This window comes from Salipiger bermudensis (assembly GCF_019801965.1).
Classification (GTDB): domain Bacteria; phylum Pseudomonadota; class Alphaproteobacteria; order Rhodobacterales; family Rhodobacteraceae; genus Salipiger; species Salipiger bermudensis_A.
The window spans coordinates 125,781-144,789 of record NZ_JAHVIA010000007.1; the positions used below are offsets into that span (position 1 = coordinate 125,781).

At 67.8% G+C, this 19,009-nt stretch carries 18 protein-coding genes, 1 tRNA gene and 1 other RNA gene; 11 read left to right on the plus strand and 9 right to left on the minus strand.

The window, feature by feature from the left end; all coding sequences use genetic code 11:
- Positions 1 to 49: 49 nt before the first annotated feature.
- Positions 50 to 556, plus strand: a complete 507-nt coding sequence (locus KUV62_RS16320) for a hypothetical protein (protein WP_222604795.1) — start codon at positions 50 to 52, stop codon at positions 554 to 556.
- 79 nt (positions 557 to 635) lie between these two features.
- On the opposite strand, the gene rnd is transcribed toward KUV62_RS16320, so the two are convergent.
- Positions 636 to 1,793, minus strand: coding sequence for a ribonuclease D (gene rnd, locus KUV62_RS16325; RefSeq protein ID WP_222604796.1), 1,158 nt, complete (start codon positions 1,791 to 1,793; stop codon positions 636 to 638).
- Positions 1,794 to 2,032: 239 nt separating this feature from the next.
- Between rnd and KUV62_RS16330 the strand changes: the two genes are divergently transcribed.
- Positions 2,033 to 2,218, plus strand: a complete 186-nt coding sequence (locus tag KUV62_RS16330; protein WP_222604797.1) for a hypothetical protein — start codon at positions 2,033 to 2,035, stop codon at positions 2,216 to 2,218.
- On the opposite strand, the gene purN is transcribed toward KUV62_RS16330, so the two are convergent.
- Both purN and purM read right to left on the minus strand, forming a co-directional pair.
- Entirely contained in the window at positions 2,205 to 2,801 is a 597-nt protein-coding gene (gene purN / locus KUV62_RS16335) for a phosphoribosylglycinamide formyltransferase (RefSeq protein ID WP_222604798.1), read from the minus strand. The genes KUV62_RS16330 and purN overlap by 14 nt on opposite strands.
- The gene (purM, locus tag KUV62_RS16340; RefSeq protein WP_222604799.1) at positions 2,798 to 3,844 is read right to left on the minus strand and encodes a phosphoribosylformylglycinamidine cyclo-ligase; all 1,047 of its coding nucleotides are present in this window, start codon (positions 3,842 to 3,844) and stop codon (positions 2,798 to 2,800) included. The genes purN and purM overlap by 4 nt, the downstream gene beginning before the upstream one ends.
- A gap of 346 nt (positions 3,845 to 4,190) precedes the next feature.
- Here purM and ssrA point away from each other — a divergent pair.
- The 7 genes from ssrA to KUV62_RS16375 all read left to right on the plus strand — a co-directional run bounded on the left by ssrA (position 4,191) and on the right by KUV62_RS16375 (position 9,500).
- Positions 4,191 to 4,543: a transfer-messenger RNA gene (gene ssrA / locus KUV62_RS16345) on the plus strand.
- Between the two features lie 151 nt (positions 4,544 to 4,694).
- Positions 4,695 to 5,351 carry a DUF1194 domain-containing protein gene (locus tag KUV62_RS16350; RefSeq protein WP_222604800.1) on the plus strand — a complete coding sequence of 219 codons (657 nt, stop codon included), beginning with the start codon at positions 4,695 to 4,697 and terminating at the stop codon, positions 5,349 to 5,351.
- Positions 5,352 to 5,408: 57 nt separating this feature from the next.
- Positions 5,409 to 6,659, plus strand: a complete 1,251-nt coding sequence (gene chrA / locus KUV62_RS16355; protein ID WP_222604801.1) for a chromate efflux transporter — start codon at positions 5,409 to 5,411, stop codon at positions 6,657 to 6,659.
- A 131-nt stretch (positions 6,660 to 6,790) separates the two neighbouring features.
- Positions 6,791 to 7,264, plus strand: a complete 474-nt coding sequence (locus KUV62_RS16360; protein ID WP_222604802.1) for an SspB family protein — start codon at positions 6,791 to 6,793, stop codon at positions 7,262 to 7,264.
- A gap of 118 nt (positions 7,265 to 7,382) precedes the next feature.
- A complete protein-coding gene (gene fumC / locus KUV62_RS16365; protein WP_222604803.1) occupies positions 7,383 to 8,777 on the plus strand; it encodes a class II fumarate hydratase in 1,395 nt (464 codons plus the stop codon).
- A gap of 322 nt (positions 8,778 to 9,099) precedes the next feature.
- Positions 9,100 to 9,276: a DUF4169 family protein gene (locus KUV62_RS16370; RefSeq protein ID WP_222604804.1), complete on the plus strand. Its 177-nt coding sequence runs from the start codon at positions 9,100 to 9,102 to the stop codon at positions 9,274 to 9,276.
- On the plus strand, positions 9,273 to 9,500 hold the full coding sequence (locus KUV62_RS16375; protein WP_222604805.1) for a ribbon-helix-helix domain-containing protein: 228 nt from the start codon (positions 9,273 to 9,275) through the stop codon (positions 9,498 to 9,500). The genes KUV62_RS16370 and KUV62_RS16375 overlap by 4 nt, the downstream gene beginning before the upstream one ends.
- Positions 9,501 to 9,634: 134 nt before the next feature.
- Here the strand turns inward: KUV62_RS16375 and lipA are convergent, their stop codons facing one another.
- Complete coding sequence (gene lipA / locus KUV62_RS16380; protein WP_222604806.1) at positions 9,635 to 10,585, minus strand: lipoyl synthase; 951 nt, start codon at positions 10,583 to 10,585, stop codon at positions 9,635 to 9,637.
- A gap of 267 nt (positions 10,586 to 10,852) precedes the next feature.
- On the opposite strand from lipA, the gene KUV62_RS16385 reads away from it, so the two are divergent.
- Positions 10,853 to 10,938, plus strand: a tRNA-Leu gene (locus KUV62_RS16385).
- A gap of 128 nt (positions 10,939 to 11,066) precedes the next feature.
- Here KUV62_RS16385 and KUV62_RS16390 read toward each other — a convergent pair.
- The 4 genes from KUV62_RS16390 to recA form a co-directional block, all read right to left on the minus strand.
- The gene (locus tag KUV62_RS16390; protein ID WP_222604807.1) at positions 11,067 to 11,354 is read right to left on the minus strand and encodes a DUF1330 domain-containing protein; all 288 of its coding nucleotides are present in this window, start codon (positions 11,352 to 11,354) and stop codon (positions 11,067 to 11,069) included.
- Position 11,355: 1 nt separating this feature from the next.
- Positions 11,356 to 11,640, minus strand: coding sequence for a DUF1330 domain-containing protein (locus tag KUV62_RS16395; protein ID WP_222604808.1), 285 nt, complete (start codon positions 11,638 to 11,640; stop codon positions 11,356 to 11,358).
- A gap of 2 nt (positions 11,641 to 11,642) precedes the next feature.
- Positions 11,643 to 14,318 carry an alanine--tRNA ligase gene (gene alaS / locus KUV62_RS16400; protein WP_222604809.1) on the minus strand — a complete coding sequence of 892 codons (2,676 nt, stop codon included), beginning with the start codon at positions 14,316 to 14,318 and terminating at the stop codon, positions 11,643 to 11,645.
- A 331-nt stretch (positions 14,319 to 14,649) separates the two neighbouring features.
- Positions 14,650 to 15,723 carry a recombinase RecA gene (recA, locus tag KUV62_RS16405; RefSeq protein ID WP_222604810.1) on the minus strand — a complete coding sequence of 358 codons (1,074 nt, stop codon included), beginning with the start codon at positions 15,721 to 15,723 and terminating at the stop codon, positions 14,650 to 14,652.
- Between the two features lie 178 nt (positions 15,724 to 15,901).
- Here recA and KUV62_RS16410 point away from each other — a divergent pair, with 178 nt between their 5' ends.
- Entirely contained in the window at positions 15,902 to 16,498 is a 597-nt protein-coding gene (locus KUV62_RS16410) for a gamma-glutamyl kinase (RefSeq protein ID WP_222604811.1), read from the plus strand.
- 58 nt (positions 16,499 to 16,556) lie between these two features.
- Here the strand turns inward: KUV62_RS16410 and KUV62_RS16415 are convergent, their stop codons facing one another.
- Positions 16,557 to 18,863 carry an ATP-binding protein gene (locus KUV62_RS16415; protein WP_222605001.1) on the minus strand — a complete coding sequence of 769 codons (2,307 nt, stop codon included), beginning with the start codon at positions 18,861 to 18,863 and terminating at the stop codon, positions 16,557 to 16,559.
- Positions 18,864 to 19,009: the final 146 nt, after the last annotated feature.

A 19,009-nucleotide genomic window follows, 5' to 3' on the forward strand; every position in this document is an offset into this window, starting at 1 on the left:
GCGCAATGCGATAACCCGTTGCGCAAGGCAGGCAAGGGGCAGAAACGGCATGAAGAAATCTCTCACGGTCCTGATCGTCGCGGGCGTCGTCCTAGCGGGCTGCAGCAGCAGCTGGAACCCGGTCAACTGGTTCGGTCAGAGCGAAACCGTGCCGACCACTATCGACACCTCGGCCACCGGCGCCAGCAACCCGCTGATCCCGGCCCGCCGCGCCTCGATCTTCCGCAGCGACGCCGCCGAGCTCTATCTCGGCAGCCGCATCGAAACCATCTCCGAGCTGCTGATCGAGCGCCGCCCGGGCGGCGCCATCATCCGTGTCACCGGCACCGCCAACCGTGCCGGCCCGTTCGAGGTCCGCCTGCTCCCCGACGAGGCCGAGACCGACGGCGACACGCTGGCCTACACCATGAACGCGCTGCAATCCGCCGGACCGGTGAATGTCGATGCCGATGCGCGCAGCGTCACCGCGGCGATCTGGCTGACCGATCAGGAGCTTTTCGGCATCCGCGAGATCCGCGTCGCCGGCCGCAGCAACGTGCTGGTCTCGCGCCGCTAGGCAACCGCCAGCCTTCAAACGCAAAACGGCGTCCCGCTCGGGACGCCGTTGCTGTTTTCGGACCACGCGAAGCGATGGATCAGATTTCGATGACCTCGACGTCGCGGCCTTTCACCGCGAGGCCGATGCGGCCCTCGCAGAGCCGCAGCGCATCCTCCCCGAAGACCTCGCGCCGCCAGCCGGTGAGCGCCTTCACGTCGCGCAGGCCCGCTGCCATGGCATCGAGATCCGCCGCCGGCGCGATCAGCCGCGCCGCCACGCCCGAGGCCTCGGTGCGCGCCTTCAGGAGCACCCGCAGCAGGTCGGCCAGCGCCGGGTTCACCTGCAACTGGTCCTTGCTGGTGTCGGGCTTCGGCAGCTCCTCCTTGGGGCATTCCAGTCCCGCCTTGATCGCCGCGAGGATGCCCTCGGCGATCGGCCCCTTGCGGGCCTCGCGCAGCAGCAGGCGTGAGCGGCCGAGATCTTCCATCGTCACCGGCTTGGTCGAGGCCAGCTCGGTCAGCGCGTCATCCTTGAAGACCCGGTTGCGCGGGATGTTGCGCGACTGGGCATAGTCCTCGCGGAACGCCGCCAGCTCGCGCACCAGCGCCAGGAAGCGCGGGCTCGAGGAGCGCGTCTTGACCCGTTGCCAGGCGTCCTCGGGGCGGGTGATGTAGGTCTCTGGATCGGTGAGCACGCCAAGCTCCTCGGCGACCCAGCGGGCCCGGCCCGTGCGCTCGAGCTCGGCGGCGAGATACTCGTAGATCACCCGCAGATGCGTAACGTCGGCAAGCGCGTATTTCTTCTGCGCGTCGGTCAGCGGGCGGCGCGACCAGTCGGTGAAGCGCGACGACTTGTCGAGCCCCTGCTTGGCGATGCGCTTGACCAGCGTCTCGTAGCCCACCTGTTCGCCGAAGCCGCAGACCATTGCCGCGACCTGGGTGTCGAAGAGCGGATCGGGGATCACGCCGTGATCGATGAAGAAGATCTCGAGATCCTGCCGCGCCGCGTGGAAAACCTTGACCACGTCGGTGTTGCGGAACAGCTGGAGCAGCGGCTCCAGCGACAGGTTGCCGGCCAGCGGATCGACCAGCACGGCGTTCTCGTCGCCCTGCCCCGGATAGGCCAGCTGGATCAGGCAGAGCTTCGAGTAGTAGGTGCGCTCGCGCAGGAATTCCGTGTCGACCGTGACGTAGGGTGCCGTGGCTGCCTCGCTGCAGAAGGCGGCGAGATCTTCGGTCGAGGTGATGGTCTTCATGCGGGCTCCGGGCGCTTGTGATCTTGTTGCTTCGCTCTTGCGGGTTGGCCTGTCCTACACCCGCCGACGCGCCGAGCAAAGCCCCCGAACCGGAAAGCGGCACAGCCATCCCCCGCACGCGTCCGCGCTGCATCATCTCATCACGTTTCGTGAAGATGAAGGCGCCAAACATTCATTTTAAAGATGCCCGCTCACGGCGTATCTCGAAGTCATGACACATCCAAAACGGAGATACCCTCATGACATGCCTCGACACAACGCCCCTGCCCGCGCGCCGCGCGGCACGGATCCCCCTCGCGCCGCTCGCCGCGGCGCTGGCCTTGCTTCTCGTCATGGGAGTGCCGGCGCTGGTCGCGCCGCCGGCGGCGCTCGATCCGGGCGACTGGCACGGCAATGCCGCGCCGTCGCTGATCACTCGGCGCTGAGCCGAAGGGGCTCGCGGTTTCCCTCGGCGAAGCGCCGCAGCACCGCCGGGTAGAGACGGTGCTCCTGCACCAGCACCCGCGCCGCGAGCGCGTCGGGGGTATCCCCCGGGCGCACCGGCACCACCGCCTGGCCGAGGATCGGCCCCTCGTCGAGCTCGGGGGTGACCTCGTGCACGGTGCAGCCATGCTCCGCGTCGCCGGCCTCAAGGGCACGGGCATGGGTGTGCAGCCCGCGATACTTGGGCAAGAGCGAGGGGTGGATATTGAGCATCCGCCCCTGCCATTTCTCGACAAAGCTCGCGGTCAGCACCCGCATGAAGCCGGCAAGGCAGAGGATGTCGGGCGCGGCCTTCACCAGCTCGGCCTGCAGCGCCTCCTGAAAGGCCTCGCGGTCGCCCTTGAAGGGCCGGTGATCGACCACCGCCGTCGGCACGCCCATCTCTGCGGCCTTCGCCAGCCCGCCCGCCTCGGCGCTGTTCGACAACACCAGAACCGGGCGCGCCGGGTGATCGCCGGTCATGCTCTCGACCAGCTTCACCATGTTCGAGCCGCCGCCCGAGATGAAGATGGCGACCCGTTTCAAGACAGCGTGCCCTCATAGGCCATGCCGGCCTCGCCGGTGACGGTGCCGAGCGTGTAGACGGTCTCGCCCTCGGCGCGCAGCAGCTCGGCCAGCGCCTCGGCGCGGGAGGCGTCGACCGCCAGCACCATGCCGATGCCGCAGTTGAAGGTCTTGAGCATCTCGGCGGGCGCGATGCCGCCGGTCTCGGCCATCCACTTGAACACCGGGGGAAGCTCCCAGGCGTCGAGGCTGATCTCGGCGCCCATGCCCTCGGGCAGCACGCGCGGCAGGTTCTCGGTCAGGCCGCCGCCGGTGATGTGGGCCAGCGCGTGTACGCCGCCCGCGCGCACCGCCGCCAGCGCCTGTTTGACGTAAAGCCGCGTCGGCGTCAGCAGCGCTTCGCCCAGAGAGCCATCCGCCCAGGGGCAATCGGCATCCCAGCCAAGACCCGAGACCTCGACCAGCTTGCGCACCAGGCTGTAGCCATTGGAATGCACGCCGTCGGAGGCGAGACCCAGCAGCACATCGCCCTCGGTGACGCCGGCCGGCAGGTCGCTGCCGCGCTCCATGGCACCGACGGCAAAGCCCGCGAGGTCGAAATCGCCGGCCGGGTACATGCCGGGCATCTCGGCGGTCTCGCCGCCGATCAGCGCCGCGCCCGAGCGCACGCAGCCCTCGGCGATGCCCTCGATGACGCGGGCGGCGCTGTCGGTATCGAGCTTGCCGGTGGCGAAGTAGTCGAGGAAGAACAGCGGCTCGGCGCCCTGGCAGACGAGGTCGTTGACGCACATCGCCACGAGGTCGATGCCGACGCCATCAAGGTGGCCGGTGTCGATGGCGATGCGCAGCTTGGTGCCCACCCCGTCGGTCGCGGCCACCAGCACCGGGTCGGAGTAGCCCGCGGCCTTGAGATCGAAGAGCGCCCCGAAGCCGCCGAGGCCGGACATGGTGCCGGACCGGTTGGTGCGTTTCGCCGCCGGTTTGATGCGGTCGACCAGCGCGTTGCCCGCGTCGATGTCCACGCCCGCATCCGCGTAGGTAATGCCGTTCTTGCCGTCGCTCATATCGCCCTCCGGGTTCGTTGCGCGCGGGCTTAGCGCAGTCGCGCCGCGAAGAAAAGCGCCAAGCGCCCCGCCCGTGCGCCGCCCCGACCTTCTCTGCGGCCCAAGAGCTCCCGCCGAAGGCATCCGACCTCCCCACCAACACGCCCCGCCGGCCCCCGCGCGAACCCCATCCCTTCTCTATGTCGCAAATACTCCCGCCGGAGGCATTTCGCGCCCACCGCCCGCACGAAGCTCAGGCCGCTCGCGCTACCCGCCTCTTCTCTTCGTCAAAAATACTCCCGCCGGAGGCGTGCCCGCCCTCTCCGCCCGCTCCAGCCGCAGGAAATTTCGCACCACCGCCCCGCACCCCCTTTGAATCCGCCCGCAACCTGCCTATATTCAGATCGTTCCCTCGGGAACTATGGGCATAAACGCGCATGTAATAAGCGGATCGGACCCGGGGGCGGTACCCGGCGGCTCCACCAAATCACCCTTCGTTGGGGGGAGGCATGGGGCCGAAACAGGATCGACGAACGTGTAAAGATGTAGCTTTGTCCCGGTGAGATACCACCGTTATCGGTTCAAATTGCATAATTGCCAACGACAATCGTGCTCCGGTCGCTCTGGCTGCGTAAGCAGTCCGAAAGATCGAAATCTAAGTCCTTGCGCCTAGCAGCGTAAGGCGGGGTTCGCAGGCACCTGGCAACAGAAGCCTGCACTTCCCTCCCCGACATCCCGAACCGGCCCCCCTGCATTCGCGTCGCGTTTTGCGGCAGCGGCCCGTCCGCCGGAGGCCAGCGCCGTCGCAACGCGCCGTTTCTCCGCACCGCCACGATTGACCGAAGCACGCCCGGCTGCCAGCATCGCGCCCATGCTGCGCCCCGCCCTGCTCTGCCTTGCCTGCCTCGCCCCACGCCCCGCAACCGCCTGCGAGACCGCGCTGCTCTTGGCGATGGACGTGTCGAACTCGGTCGACGTGGCCGAGTACCGCATCCAGGCCGAGGGGCTGGCCCTCGCGCTGGCCGATCCGGTGATCTCCGAGATCCTGGTCCAGGACCAGATCGCCATCGCCGTGATGCAATGGGCCGGCGAGCAGCGACAACAGCTCAGCATCGGCTGGACCAGCATGACCAGCGCCGCTTCGGTGGCCGGGCTGGCGGCCCGCGCCATGGCGATGGAGCGCGCCTTCGTGCTCTCCGACACCGCGCCCGGCCCGGCGCTGCACGCCGCCATCGATGCCTTCGGCAGCGCGCCTGACTGCCGCCGCAAGGTGATCGACGTCTCTGGCGACGGCACGCCCAATTCCGGCGGCTCCCCCGCCGCCGCGCGGCAGCGCGCCGAGCGCGCGGGGATCACCGTCAACGCGCTGGCCATCGAGGCCCCCGGCCACGGGCTCGCGGTGAGCAATTTCTTCCGCCGCGCATTGATCACCCGCGACGGCTTCGTCATCACCGCACGCGGCCACCGCGCCTATACCGAGACCCTGCGGCGCAAGATCCTGCGAGAGATCTCGCGCGTGACCGGCTGAGCGCGGCCTCTGCCCATGCGTCATCACGCTGTTACAGAGCCCCGGCAAAGCCCTCCCATGCCTGAGTTTTCCCTCCTCTTCCGCGAATTCGGCCGCATCGGCCTCCTGAGCTTCGGCGGCCCCGCCGCGCAGATCGGCCTGATGCACCGCGTGCTCGTCGACGAGCGCCGCTGGCTCAGCGAGCAGCAATTCCTCTCGGCGCTGAGCTTCTGCATGCTGCTGCCGGGGCCCGAGGCGATGCAGCTCGCCACCTATGCCGGCTGGCGCCTGCGCGGCACCGCGGGCGGCCTGCTCGCGGGGGCGCTCTTCGTGATGCCCGGCGCGCTGGTCATTGCCGCGCTGGCGGCGCTCTACGCCGCCTTCGGCACTGCACCGCAGACCGAGGCGCTGATGCTCGGCATCAAGGCCACGGTCATCGTCATCGTGCTGCAGGCGCTGATCCGGCTGCAGGCCAAGGCACTCTCCGGCCGCGCCGCCCTGCTCATCGCGCTCGCAGCCTTCGCCGCGCTCTACCTGTTCCGCGCGCCTTTCCCGCTGGTCATCGCAACCGCCGGGCTCTGGGGTTGGCTGTCGAGCAGCGCCGCGCCGGGCGAAAGCGCTCCGCCGCCGGAGCACGCCGCCCCGACCCTGCCGCGCATCGCGCTCTGGGGCGCGCTCTGGCTGCTGCCGCTGCCGCTGCTCTGGCTCGCCGGCGAGACGCTGCTCTTCGATCTCGGGGTGTTTTTCGCCAAGCTCGCAGTGGTCTCCTTCGGCGGCGCCTATGCGGTGCTGGCGTGGATGGCGCAGGAGGTGGTGCAGATCCGCGGCTGGCTGACGCCGGAACAGATGGTCGACGCGCTGGGGCTCGCCGAGACCACGCCGGGGCCGCTGATTCTCGTCACCCAGTTCACCGGGCAGCTGATCGGCTCCGAGGCGGGCGGCTGGGGGCTGGCCCTCGCGGCATCTGTGCTGACGCTCTGGATGACCTTCCTGCCCTGCTTCCTTTGGATCTTCGCCTTCGCGCCGCATCTCGAGCGGCTGCTGGCCCGGCCCCGGCTACAGGGCGCGCTCAGGGCGATCACCGCGGCGGTGCTGGGCGTCATCGCCAACCTGTCGCTCTGGTTCGCACTGCACGTGCTCTTCGCGGAAACGATCACCGCGCCCGCGCCGCTCACCGCCACCCTGCCGGTGCTCCCGAGCCTGCGCCCCGAAGCGATTTTCCTCGTCGCGCTCGCCGCGGTCCTGATGCTGAAACTCAAGCGGTCGGTGCCGCTCACGCTGGCCTTGACGGCCCTTGCGGGCTGGGCGTTCGGGCTCCTGGTGCACTGACGGGTGGCGGGCTCGCGGGCCGGACGCGGCGCGGAAAACTCCGACGACCTGCTTGCATTTTCCTGCCGCAGAGGCTTTTCCTCGCCGCCAGATCGAATAAGGTATCCCGAAAGACCACAAGGAATTGTGCCATGTCCGGCGGCATCGACTACGGCAATCTCATGCATCGCGCCATGCGCGGCCTGATTCACGACGTCCTCACGGATGTCGCCGAGCGGGGGCTTCCCGGCGACCACCATTTCTTCATCACCTTCGACACCCAGTACCCGGATGTCGAACTGGCCGATTGGCTGTCCGATCGCTACCCGGGCGAGATGACCGTGGTGCTGCAGCACCGGTTCGACGATCTCGAGGTCGGCGAGGATGGCTTCGCCGTGACCCTGAGCTTCGGCGAGGCGCCGGAGCGGCTCTATATCCCCTACCACGCGATCAAGACCTTCGTTGATCCGTCCGTTGAGTTCGGCCTGCGTTTCGAGACCCAGGACGACGACGAGGATGACGAGGACGAGGACGATCCGACCCCGCCCGAGGGCGGCCCGGACCGGCCCTCCGAGGGCCAGCACGACGCCGAGGTCGTGCGGCTCGATTCCTTCCGCAAGCAGTGATCCCGGCCGCCGGGTCTGCTCGCGACCCGGATGTTAACGGTATCCCTTGGTATGCAGCCTTGCCTTTCCCGAGCCACGGGGTAAGAGATTGCGCGACCGCGTACCAAAGGAGGTTCCCGTGACCCAGACCCGCACCGAAACCGACAGCTTCGGCCCGCTCGAGGTTCCCGCCGACAAATACTGGGGCGCGCAGACCCAGCGCTCGATCATGAACTTCCCGATCGGCTGGGAGAAGCAGCCGGTGCCGATCATCCGCGCGCTCGGCGTGGTGAAGAAGGCCTGCGCCATGGCCAACAAGGCCAACGGCGCGATGGAGGCCGAGATCGCCGACGCGATCATCGCCGCCGCCGGCGAGGTGATCGAGGGCAAGTTCGACGACAACTTCCCGCTGGTGGTCTGGCAGACCGGGTCCGGCACCCAGTCGAACATGAACGCCAACGAGGTGATCTCGAACCGCGCCATCGAGATGCTGGGCGGCGAGATGGGCTCGAAAACGCCCGTCCACCCCAACGATCACTGCAACATGGGCCAGTCGTCGAACGACACCTTCCCGACCGCGATGCACGTCGGCATCGCCATGCAGGCGCGCGACGTGCTGCTGCCGGGTCTGAACAAGCTGCTGGCGGCGCTCGAGGCGAAGTCGGACGAGTTCAAGGACATCATCAAGATCGGCCGCACCCACACCCAGGACGCCACGCCGCTGACGCTCGGCCAGGAGTTCTCGGGCTACGCGCACCAAGTCCGCAAGGGCATCGCCCGCGTCGAGGCCTGCCTGCCCGACATCTACGAGCTGGCGCAGGGCGGCACCGCCGTGGGCACCGGGCTCAACACCAAGAAGGGCTGGGGCGAGGCCGTGGCCGCGAACATGGCCGAGATCACCGGCCTGCCCTTCGTCACCGCGCCGAACAAGTTCGAGGCGCTGGCAGCGCATGACGCCATGGTGATGTTCTCGGGCGCGCTCAAGACCGTGGCCGCCTCGCTGTTCAAGATCGCCAACGACATCCGTCTGCTGGGCTCCGGCCCGCGCTCGGGTCTCGGCGAGCTGATCCTGCCCGAAAACGAGCCCGGCTCGTCGATCATGCCCGGCAAGGTGAACCCGACCCAGGCCGAGGCGCTGACCATGGTCTGCGCCCACGTAATGGGCAACGACGCCGCCGTCGGCATGGCGGGCAGCCAGGGCCATTTCGAGCTCAACGTCTACAATCCGATGATGAGCTACAACGTGCTCCAGTCGATGCAACTCCTGGGCGACAGCGCCTCGGCCTTCACCGACAACATGGTGGTGGGCATCCAGGCCAACGAGGCCCGGATCGAGAAGCTGATGAAGGAGTCGCTGATGCTGGTGACCGCGCTGGCGCCGACCATCGGCTACGACAACGCCACCAAGGTCGCCAAGACCGCACACAAGAACGGCACCACCCTGCGCGAGGAAGCCATCGCGCTCGGCTTCGTCGACGAGGAAACCTTCGACCGCGTGGTGCGCCCGGAGCAGATGATCGGCCCGAAGGACTGATCCCCGGCATTGCCAGACGCATGACACGGAGAGCGGGCTTCACGGCCCGCTTTCTTTTTTTGCCCGGTGCCGCTCCCCGAGGGCGCAAAAATTTTATCGAAAATTTTTCGCCCTTGGCGACGGACGGGCCGAAGAGCCGCGTATCACCTGTGATGCAGGTGCCTGAACAGGAACCGCATCTGCCGACGGGCCGCTACTTACGGTCGGGTCCCGCCGCGCCTCCGTCTGCCCCGTCCCCCCGCGGCGACGGAGGGCGGCAAATTCTCCCCTCAGTTGTGAGATCCCCGTTGCGAAACCCATATGCCGCGCTAAGTTTCGCGTCATGAGCAAAGTCATCAATCTCAACAAGGTCCGCAAGGCTCGCGACAAGGCGGACAAGCGCGCCGCGGCCGATCGGAATGCCTTGCTGCACGGGCGCAGCAAGGCCGACAAGGCCCTCGACAAGAACACGGTCGAGAAGGCCGAGCGCGATCTTGACGGTCACAGGCGGGACGAATGACCGGACGGCCCATCAAGCACTCCCTCAGCCTACGCGGTCACCGCACCTCCGTCTCGCTGGAAGAGGCGTTCTGGAACGAGTTCCGCGCCATCGCGAAGGCCGAAGGCAAGGCGCTCAACGCCCTCGCCGCGGAGATCGACGAGACCCGCGGGCTCGAAGCCGGGCTCGCCTCGGCGATCCGCGTCTATGTCCTTAAGTACGTCAAGGCCCGCGCCGACGCCTGAGCGGGGCGGAAATTTCTTTTGCAAAGAAATTTCGGGCCGGAGCGCAGTCGCCAGCCTCTTTAAAGAGAAAGGGCGCCCCTCGATAGGGCGCCCTTCTTTCAGTCTCGAGACTTCCGCCTGCCAAGGCCGGTCTCTCAGGCCTCGGCCAGCTTGCGCTCCCGCGCCGCGCGCAGGCGGGCGAAATCATCGCCGGCGTGATAGCTCGAGCGGGTCAGAGGGGTGGCCGACACCATCAGGAAGCCCTTGCCGAAGGCGGCCTTCTCATAGGAGGCGAACTCCTCGGGCGTCACGAAGCGGTCGACCGCATGGTGCTTGGAGGTCGGCTGCAGATACTGACCGATGGTCAGGAAATCGACATCCGCGGCGCGCATGTCGTCCATCACCTGCCGCACCGACTGCGCGTCTTCGCCGAGGCCGACCATGATGCCCGACTTTGTGAAGATCGACGGGTCGAGCTCCTTCACCCGCTGCAGCAGGCGCAGCGAATGGAAGTAGCGCGCGCCCGGGCGCACCTCCGGGTAGAGCCCCGGCACCGTCTCGAGATTGTGGTTGAACACGTCAGGCTTGGCGCGCACCACTGTCTCGAGCACCTCGGGGGCGCATTTGAGGAAGTCCGGCGTCAGGATCTCGATCGTGGTGCCCGGCGAGCGGTGGCGGATCGCGCGGATCGTCTGCGCGAAATGCTCCGCGCCGCCATCCTCGAGATCGTCACGGTCGACCGAGGTGATCACCACGTGGTTCAGCCCCAGCTTCTGCACCGCGTCGGCCACGCGCCCGGGCTCGAACACGTCGAGCGCGTCGGGCCGGCCGGTGGCGATGTTGCAGAACGAGCAGCCACGGGTGCAGATGTCGCCCATGATCATCATGGTGGCATGGCCCTGGTTCCAGCATTCGCCGGCATTGGGGCAGCCCGCCTCTTCGCAGACCGTGACGAGCTTGTGCTCGCGCATGATGCGATGGGTTTCCTGGTAGCCCTTGCCGGTCGGCGCCTTGACGCGGATCCAGTCCGGCTTCTTGGGCTGCGGATTGTCCTTGCGATGCGCCTTTTCCGGGTGACGCTGGGTCGGGATCTTGATGTCGCGCAACGGTTCTTCCCCGCAATATCTTAAGATTTACGGGGCAACATACAGCACTGCAGGGGGAGTTGCCAGTGCAGCCGGTGCTTGCGCCGGCCGCGTATTCCCTACGGTGCCGAGTGATCCCCCCTGCACCTGTCGCGGTTCGGGCCGCGGCGATTGCGCGGCCAAGCGCTGCCCGACGATGCCAATGCCACCCCCGCGGCCCGCGTCGCGGCCAGGCCTGCGATTTCAGGCTGGACGGGCCTCTCAGCCTTGGTTAGATCGACGGTCAGTGCGGGCGTGGCGGAATGGTAGACGCGTCGGATTCAAAATCCGATTTCCGAGAGGAAGTGTGGGTTCGAGCCCCACCGCCCGTACCACCTATCCAGCCTGTCTTGCCGGCCAGCCTCTCCGCCTCGCCAAAACGTGACAGCGAAGATCCGCGCCGCCCGGCCTCCAGAGCGCGTAAATAGCGCGCCCCGAAGAGCGCGCCTTGCCGGCTTGCGGCTTATTCGCTGGTCTCGACGATCAGCAGTTCCCGCTCGGAGGCATCGCGCGCGTGGCTCAGCGCTTCCTGGTATTCGGGCGAGTGATAGCAGGCCTCAGCGGCCTCGACGCTGTCGAACTTCGCCACGACATTGCGCGGCCGGTCCTTGCCCTCGAGCTGCACGTAGCGGCCGGCGCGGGCGATGAAATGCCCGCCATGCTTGGCGATGGCCGGCCCGGCGAGCGCGGCGTAGCGGCCATAGGCCTCCTCATCGGTGACCGTCACATGCGCGATCCACAGTGCAGGCATCTCAGACTCCTTCGACGATGACCACATCCCGCTTCGACGCCCGGAGGGCGATCGGCAGGATGCGCTGATATTCCGGCGAGTTGAACCAGCGCTCGGCAGCGGCCCGGCTCGGGAACTCGACGATGACATGGCGGCTCGGCGCCGCGCCCTCGACCACCTCCTGCGGACCGCCCTTGACCAGGAACCGCCCGCCGAATTTCTCGGCGAGCGCCACGGTCTGGCCGGCATAGATGGCGTATTCCTCGGGATCGGTGACGTCGATGCGGGCGATCAGATAAGCGGGCATGGTCAGCCCGCCAGCACGGCTTCTGCCGCCTTGATCGCCGCATCGGCCTCGGCCAGATCCTTGGCCCCGCCCTGCGCCATGTCGGGGCGGCCACCGCCGCCCTTTCCGCCAAGCGCCTCGACCGCCGCCTTGACGAGATCGACCGCCGAATGGCTGCCGGTCAGGTCTTCGGTGACGCCCGCCGCCACGGCGACCTTGCCCCCGGTATCGGCGATCAGCAGGACAGCGCCCGAGCCGAGACGCGCCTTGTGCTCGTCGATCAGCGGCGGCAGGTCCTTGCCCGAGACACCGCTCAGCACCTGCGCCACGAACGAGACACCGCCCACCTCGCGCGCTTCGGCACCACCGCCCTGCCCCGGCCCGCCGGCCATGGCGAGGTCGCGGCGCAGCTGCGCCACCTCGTTGTCGAGCCTGCGGCGCTCCTCGAGCAACGAGGCCACCCGCGACACCGCCTCGGCACCATGCGCCTTGAGCATGCCCTCGATCTCGCCGAGCGCCTTGTCGCGGCTGCGCAGCTCGGCCATCGCGGCCTCGCCGGTCAGCGCCTCGATCCGGCGCACGCCGGCCGCCGACGCGGTCTCGGAGGTCAGCGCGAAGGTGCCGATATCGCCGGTTTGGGCCACGTGGGTGCCGCCGCAGAGCTCGATCGAATAGGTCTGCCCGTCGGCGCCCTTTCCGGAGCCCGCCTCGGTACCCATGGAGACCACGCGCACCTCGTCGCCGTATTTCTCGCCAAAGAGCGCCTGCGCGCCAAGCGCACGGGCATCGTCGGGCGTCATGATGCGGGTGTTCACCGGCGAGTTCTGCCGGATGAAGGCGTTGACCTCGCGCTCGACCCGGGAAATCTCCTCGGGTGTCAGCGCCTTGGCATGGCTGAAATCGAAGCGCAGACGCTCCGGCGCGTTCAGCGAGCCACGCTGCGCGACGTGATCGCCAAGCGCCCGGCGCAGTGCCTCGTGCAGCAGGTGCGTCGCCGAGTGGTTGGCACGGATCTTGCCGCGGCGGGCGTGATCGACCTCGAGCGCCACCGCCTCGCCCCTGGCGAAACGGCCCTGCTTGACGGTGACCTGGTGCGCAAACACCTTGCCGCCGCCCATCTTCTGGGTGTCGGTGACCTCGGCGAGGTCGTGCTCGTCCTCGAGCCGGCGCATCCAGCCGCTGTCGCCGACCTGGCCACCGCTCTCGCCGTAGAACGGCGTCTGGTTCAGCACCACCCAGCCGCTCTCGCCGGCCTCGAGCGCGTCGACCTCGGCGCCATCCTTGACCAGCGCCAGCATCTGGCCCTCTGCGGTCTCGGTGTCGTAGCCGAGGAAATCCGTGGCGCCCTTGGCGTCGGCGATCTCGAACCAGATCGCCAGGTCCGCCGCCTCGCCCGAACCCGACCACGCGGCGCGCGCCTTGGCCTTCTGCTCGGCCATGGCCTCGTCGAACCCGTCGGTGTCGACCTCGCGGCCGCGCTCGCGCAGCGCGTCCTGGGTCAGGTCGAGCGGGAAGCCGTAGGTGTCATAGAGCTTGAACGCCGCCTGACCCGGCAGCTTGGCGCCGTCACCGAGGCCCACCAGCTCGTCGTCGAGCAGCTTGAGGCCGCGGTCGAGCGTCTGCTTGAAGCGGGTTTCCTCAAGCTTCAGCGTCTCCTCGATCAGCGGCTGCGCACGCACCAGCTCGGGATAGGCCTGGCCCATCTGACGCACCAGCGCCGGCACCAGCTGGTGCATGACCGGGTCCTTGGCGCCCAGCATGTGGGCGTGGCGCATGGCGCGGCGCATGATCCGGCGCAGCACGTAGCCGCGGCCGTCGTTCGACGGCATCACGCCATCGGCGATCAGGAAGGAGGTCGAGCGCAGGTGATCGGCGATGACCCGGTGATGGGTCTTGCCCGGCCCGTCGGGATCGCTCGAGGTGGCATCAGCCGAGGCCTCGATCAGCGCACGGATCAGGTCGGTCGAATAGTTGTCATTGGTGCCCTGCAGCAGCGCCGCGACGCGCTCGATGCCCATGCCGGTGTCGATCGACTGCATGTCGAGCGCCCGCATCGAGCCGTCCTCGAACTGCTCGTTCTGCATGAAGACGAGGTTCCAGATCTCGACGAAACGGTCACCGTCTTCCTCGGGCGAGCCCGGAGGGCCACCCCAGTACTTGTCGCCGTGATCGAAGAAGATCTCGGTGCACGGGCCGCAGGGCCCGGTCGGCCCCATCATCCAGAAGTTGTCGGTGGTGTCGATGCGGATGATCCGGTCTTCCGGCACGCCGGTCTTCTTCCAGATCTCGGCGGCCTCGTCATCGGTGTGGTAGATCGTCACCAGCAGGCGCTCGGCGGGGATGTCGAGTTCGCGCGTCACCAGCTCCCATGCGAAGGGGATGGCCTCTTTCTTGAAGTAATCCCCGAAGGAGAAATTGCCCATCATCTCGAAGAAGGTGTGGTGGCGGGCGGTGTAGCCCACGTTGTCGAGATCGTTGTGCTTGCCGCCGGCGCGGACACATTTCTGCGCCGTGGTGGCGCGCTTGTAATCGCGCGTCTCGACCCCGGTGAAGAGGTTCTTGAACTGCACCATGCCCGAGTTGGTAAACATGAGCGTGGGGTCGTTGCGCGGCACGAGCGGGCTCGAGGGCACCACCTGGTGGCCCTGCTTCTCGAAATAGCCCAGAAAGGTTGAGCGGATATCGTTCAGGCTCGGCATGTTCGTCCTTGTCTGGCTGGCATCTCAGCGGTTCGCGCAGGTGTATCGCCACGCCCGCCCCCTGTCCATAAGCCGCGACAGAAAAGCCGCGCAGCCCAGCCCCACGAGGGTCCGACCAGCCTTCCGCATCTCTGCCCCCGGTCTCCCCCCGATCGTCGTCTCCGCCCTCGGCCCACCCGCATCTTCTCTGGTTCCGAAATACCTCGGGGTGAATGCCGCGCGCCCCGCGCGGCAGAGGGGCAGCGCCCCTGCCCCAAAACAAAAAAGAAGCGCTCCCGAAGGAGCGCCCCGATCCGAAACCGCGTGTCGAAGCGACCCGGAGAAAGCCGCGTCAGCTCTCCATCACGTCGTCGCCACCGTCCTCTTCGGACATGTGGAACTCGAGCCCGTGGGCGGCGCGGATCTTGTCTTCGATGTCGAGCGCGACGCGGCTGTTCTCGCGCAGGAAGGTCTTCGCGTTTTCGCGGCCCTGTCCGATGCGTTCGTCGCCGTAGGAATACCAGGCGCCCGACTTGTCCACCACGCCGGCCTTGACCCCGAGATCGAGCAGCTCGCCCATCTTCGAGATGCCCTCGCCATACATGATGTCGAACTCGACCTGCTTGAACGGCGGCGCCACCTTGTTCTTCACCACCTTGACGCGGGTCTGGTTGCCGACGACCTCGTCGCGGTCCTTGATGGCGCCGATGCGGCGGATATCGAGGCGCACCGAGCTGTAGAATTTCAGAGCGTTGCCGCCGGTGGTGGTCTCCGGCGAGCCGAACATCACGCCGATCTTCATCCGGATCTGGTTGATGAAGATCACCATGCAGTTCGAGCGGCTGATCGAGCCGGTGAGCTTGCGCATCGCCTGGCTCATCAGGCGCGCCTGCACGCCGACATTCGAATCGCCCATGTCGCCCTCGAGCTCGGATTTCGGCGTCAGCGCCGCCACCGAGTCGACCACCACCAGGCTGACCGCGCCGGAGCGCACCAGCGTGTCGGTGATCTCGAGCGCCTGTTCCCCGGTGTCGGGCTGCGAGATCAGCAACTCGTCGAGATCGACGCCCAGCTTCTTGGCGTATTGCGGATCGAGCGCGTGCTCGGCGTCGACGAAGGCGCAGACGCCACCCTTCTTCTGCTCTTCCGCCACCACGTGCAGGGTGAGCGTGGTCTTGCCCGAGCTCTCAGGGCCATAGATCTCGATGATCCGGCCCTTGGGCAGGCCGCCGATGCCGAGCGCGATATCCAGACCGAGCGAGCCGGTCGAGGTCGCCTCGATATCCTTCATGGCGTTATCGCCACCGAGCTTCATGATCGAGCCCTTGCCGAACTGCCGTTCGATCTGCGCCAGCGCGGAATCGAGGGCTTTCTGCCGGTTTGCGTCTTTCTTGCTGTCCATTGTCAGAAGATCTGCCGTTGCCATGCGTTTCGGTCCTTATTCCACACCCGTGCGAGGGCGGCAATCGCTGCTTTGTTCGCCTCTTGTTCTCACACCGTTATGAGGCCAAAAGGAGAACATTTCAAGATCTTTTCCGTGGACCACTCTTCTCTCTCAAGGTTAAAGAGTGGTTTACAGGCGGAAGATCCGGGGGAATTCATCGATGCTGGTATTCTGGAAGGCGCGGCTGGTGCTGCTGGCGGTGCCCAAGACGGGCAGCTCGGCCTACGAATCCGCGCTCGCGCCGCACGCCTCGATGACCGTCCTCGATCCGCCCGAGCTCAAACACGCGCCTGTCTACCGTTACAATCGCTTCTTCCGGCCGATGTTCGAGAAGATGGGCACGCCGCACATGGAGCTTGTGGCGGTGATCCGCGAGCCGGTGTCGTGGCTGGGCTCGTGGTACCGCTATCGCCAGCGCGATTTCCTTGACGGTAAGCCGACCTCGACCAAGGGGCTCAGCTTCGACGAGTTCGTCGAGGCCTATACCCGTGGTGAGCGCCCGGCCTTCGCCAATGTCGGCAGTCAGGCCAAGTTCGTCGAGCCGCGGCCCAACGGCACCGAGGTCAGCCGGCTGTTTCGCTACGAGAACCAGTCCGGCATCATTGCCTTCCTCGAGGACCGGCTCGGCGTGACGCTCGACCTGCCGCGCGAGAATGTCTCGCCGCGCGGCGAGTTGCAGCTCTCCCGCGAGCTCGCGGCGAAGCTGCGGCGCAAATGCGCCGCCGATTTCGAGGTCTGGGAGCGCGCCGAAGGCTGAGCGCGATCGGGTTGCCCCGGCTGCCCTCAACCCAAGGCGCCCCTGTTTCACGCCGCTTTCAGGCGAGCTGCCGGTTCACCGTCTCGGTCAGCTCGGTCAGCGAGAAGGGCTTGGGAAGGAAGACCGCGTTCGGCAGCCCCGGCCCGCCTTCCGAGAACACGTCCTCGGCATAGCCCGACATGAAGACGACCGGCGTCTCCGGTCGATCGCGCCGCGCCTCGCGCACCCAGCTCGGCCCGTCGAGCCCGGGCATCACCACGTCGGTGACGATCAGGTCCACCGAGATCTTCGGGTCGGAGAGCCGTTGCAGCGCCTCCTCGCCGGTGCCCGCCTCGATCACCCCGTAGCCGCGCATCGCCAGCGCCCGCGCGGCAAAGGCCCGCACCGGCGCCTCGTCCTCGACCAGAAGCACCGTGCCGCTGCCGCTGCGCTGCGGCTCCGGCGCGCTAGGCTCCGCCTCCGCCGGGGCGGCGACCGCCTGGTCCGCCGCGGCGAAGGCCGGGAAGAACAGGGTGAAGCAGCTGCCCTCTCCCGCCACGCTGTCGACGAAGATGAAGCCGCCGGTCTGCTTGACGATGCCGTAGACCGTCGAGAGCCCGAGGCCCGTGCCCTCGCCGGTGCGCTTGGTGGTGTAGAACGGCTCGAACACCTTCTGGAGCTTTTCCGGCTCGATGCCGCGCCCCTGGTCCCGCACCCGCACCACGGCGTATTCCCCCGGCTCGACCATCGCCCGGTCGCGCTGCATCGGCTCCATCAGGGTGATGCGCTCGGTGTCGATGCGGATCTCGCCACCCTCGGGCATGGCATCGCGCGCGTTCACCACGAGGTTCACGATCACCTGCTCGAGCTGCCGCCGGTCGCCGCGGATCTCCGGCAGCACCGGGTCGTGCTTGAGCACAAGCTCGACCCGCTCGCCCACCAGCCGGTTTAGAAGATGGGTCAGGTCTGACAGCGTCTCGCGCAGATCGAGCAACTCGGGCCGCAGGGTCTGCTTGCGCGAGAAGGCCAGCAGCTGGCCCACCAGCGCCGCCGCGCGATTGGCATTCTGGCTGATCTGCACCAGATCGCTGTAATCTGGATCTCCCTGGTCGTGGCGCAGCATCAGCAGATCGCAATGGCCGGAGATCGCGGTCAGCAAGTTGTTGAAATCATGTGCGACTCCGCCGGCGAGCTGGCCGATTGCCTGCATCTTCTGGCTCTGCACGAACTGCGCCTCGAGGGTCTTGAGCTCGGTCGCATCATTGAGCACCGCGACCATCTCAGGGGCGCCGCTGCAGCGCAGGCGGTTCAGGGTGACCTGCACGAAGATCTCGCGATCCGGCCGGATCAGCCGCAGGAATTCCGAGCGGTGCAGCCCGCGCCCCGCCGCCGCCTCGCCGATCCAGAGAGCGACCGAGCGCCCGAGCCCCTCCATGAATTCCGACAGGTTGCGGCCCTCGGCGCGCTCGGTGTCGAGCAGGCGGCACGCACTGGCATTGGCGCGCAGGATACGGCCCTCGGGATCGAGCCGCAGCAAGGGCACCGGCAGCTCCTCGAACCCGTCCGGCCCGGAGGCTTCGGGCAAGGTCGGATCCTCGAGCGGCTCCAGAACCACCTCTTTGCGCCCGATGCCGGCATCGACGCAGCGCACCGCGAAGCTCACCGGGCCTTCCGGGGTCAGGAAGCGGTGGATGGCACCCGGCCGCAGCGGCGGGTCCTCCAGCGCATCGTCGATGCGCTTGACCCTGCGCCCGAGCAGCACCCGCGCCCGGGCGTTCATGTAGAGCACCGCGCCGCTGCGCCCGAGGGTCAGGACCGGGGGATCGCGCTCGGACGCCGCGCCGGCCTCCGCCTCCGGCCGATCGGGCAGCCTGTCGAGCCGCCAGACCCAGCGCTCGGCATCGAGCACGCGCAGCGCCAGAACCCGCCGGCCACCCCGCGTCGCGACCTCCTCGCGGGCGTGGCCGCGCTCATGCGCCTGCAGCCAGAGCCGGCGGCTGACCGCCTCCGCCCCGGCCACCTGGCCGGCCAGCAGCTCGGGCAGCGCATCGCCGGAACGCGCCTCGACCTCGCGCCGCGCGGCGGGATTGGCATAGAGAACGTGAAGCGCGGGATCGGACACAAGGATCGGCGCCGGATCGCCCTCGGCGAAGGCGCAAACCGCGGCGAAGCTGCGCGCGTCGCGCCGCCGCCCGAGGCCAAAGCTCGCCAGGGCCAGGATCGCGGTGGTGGCGAAGGCCGCCGCCGCGGCGAGCATGCCGATGCGCAGGCCGGGCTCCGCCGTCAGCATCGCGGTGAGACCGCAGGCCAGGGCCAGCGCCGAAAGCAGTGCGGAGCTGCGCAGCACGCCTCGCCCTCCGCCCGGCCTCGGCCGCCCTGCCGCCATCACATCGCTCACCTCGCCCCCCTTCGCTGCGCGCCACACGCCGCGGCCGCGCCACGTCCGGTCTTAGCCGCCGCGAATTAACCAAAGGTAAACCACGCCCCGAAGACCTCCCCTTGGTCTCAGAGTGCAGGCGCGCCGGCCTTTGC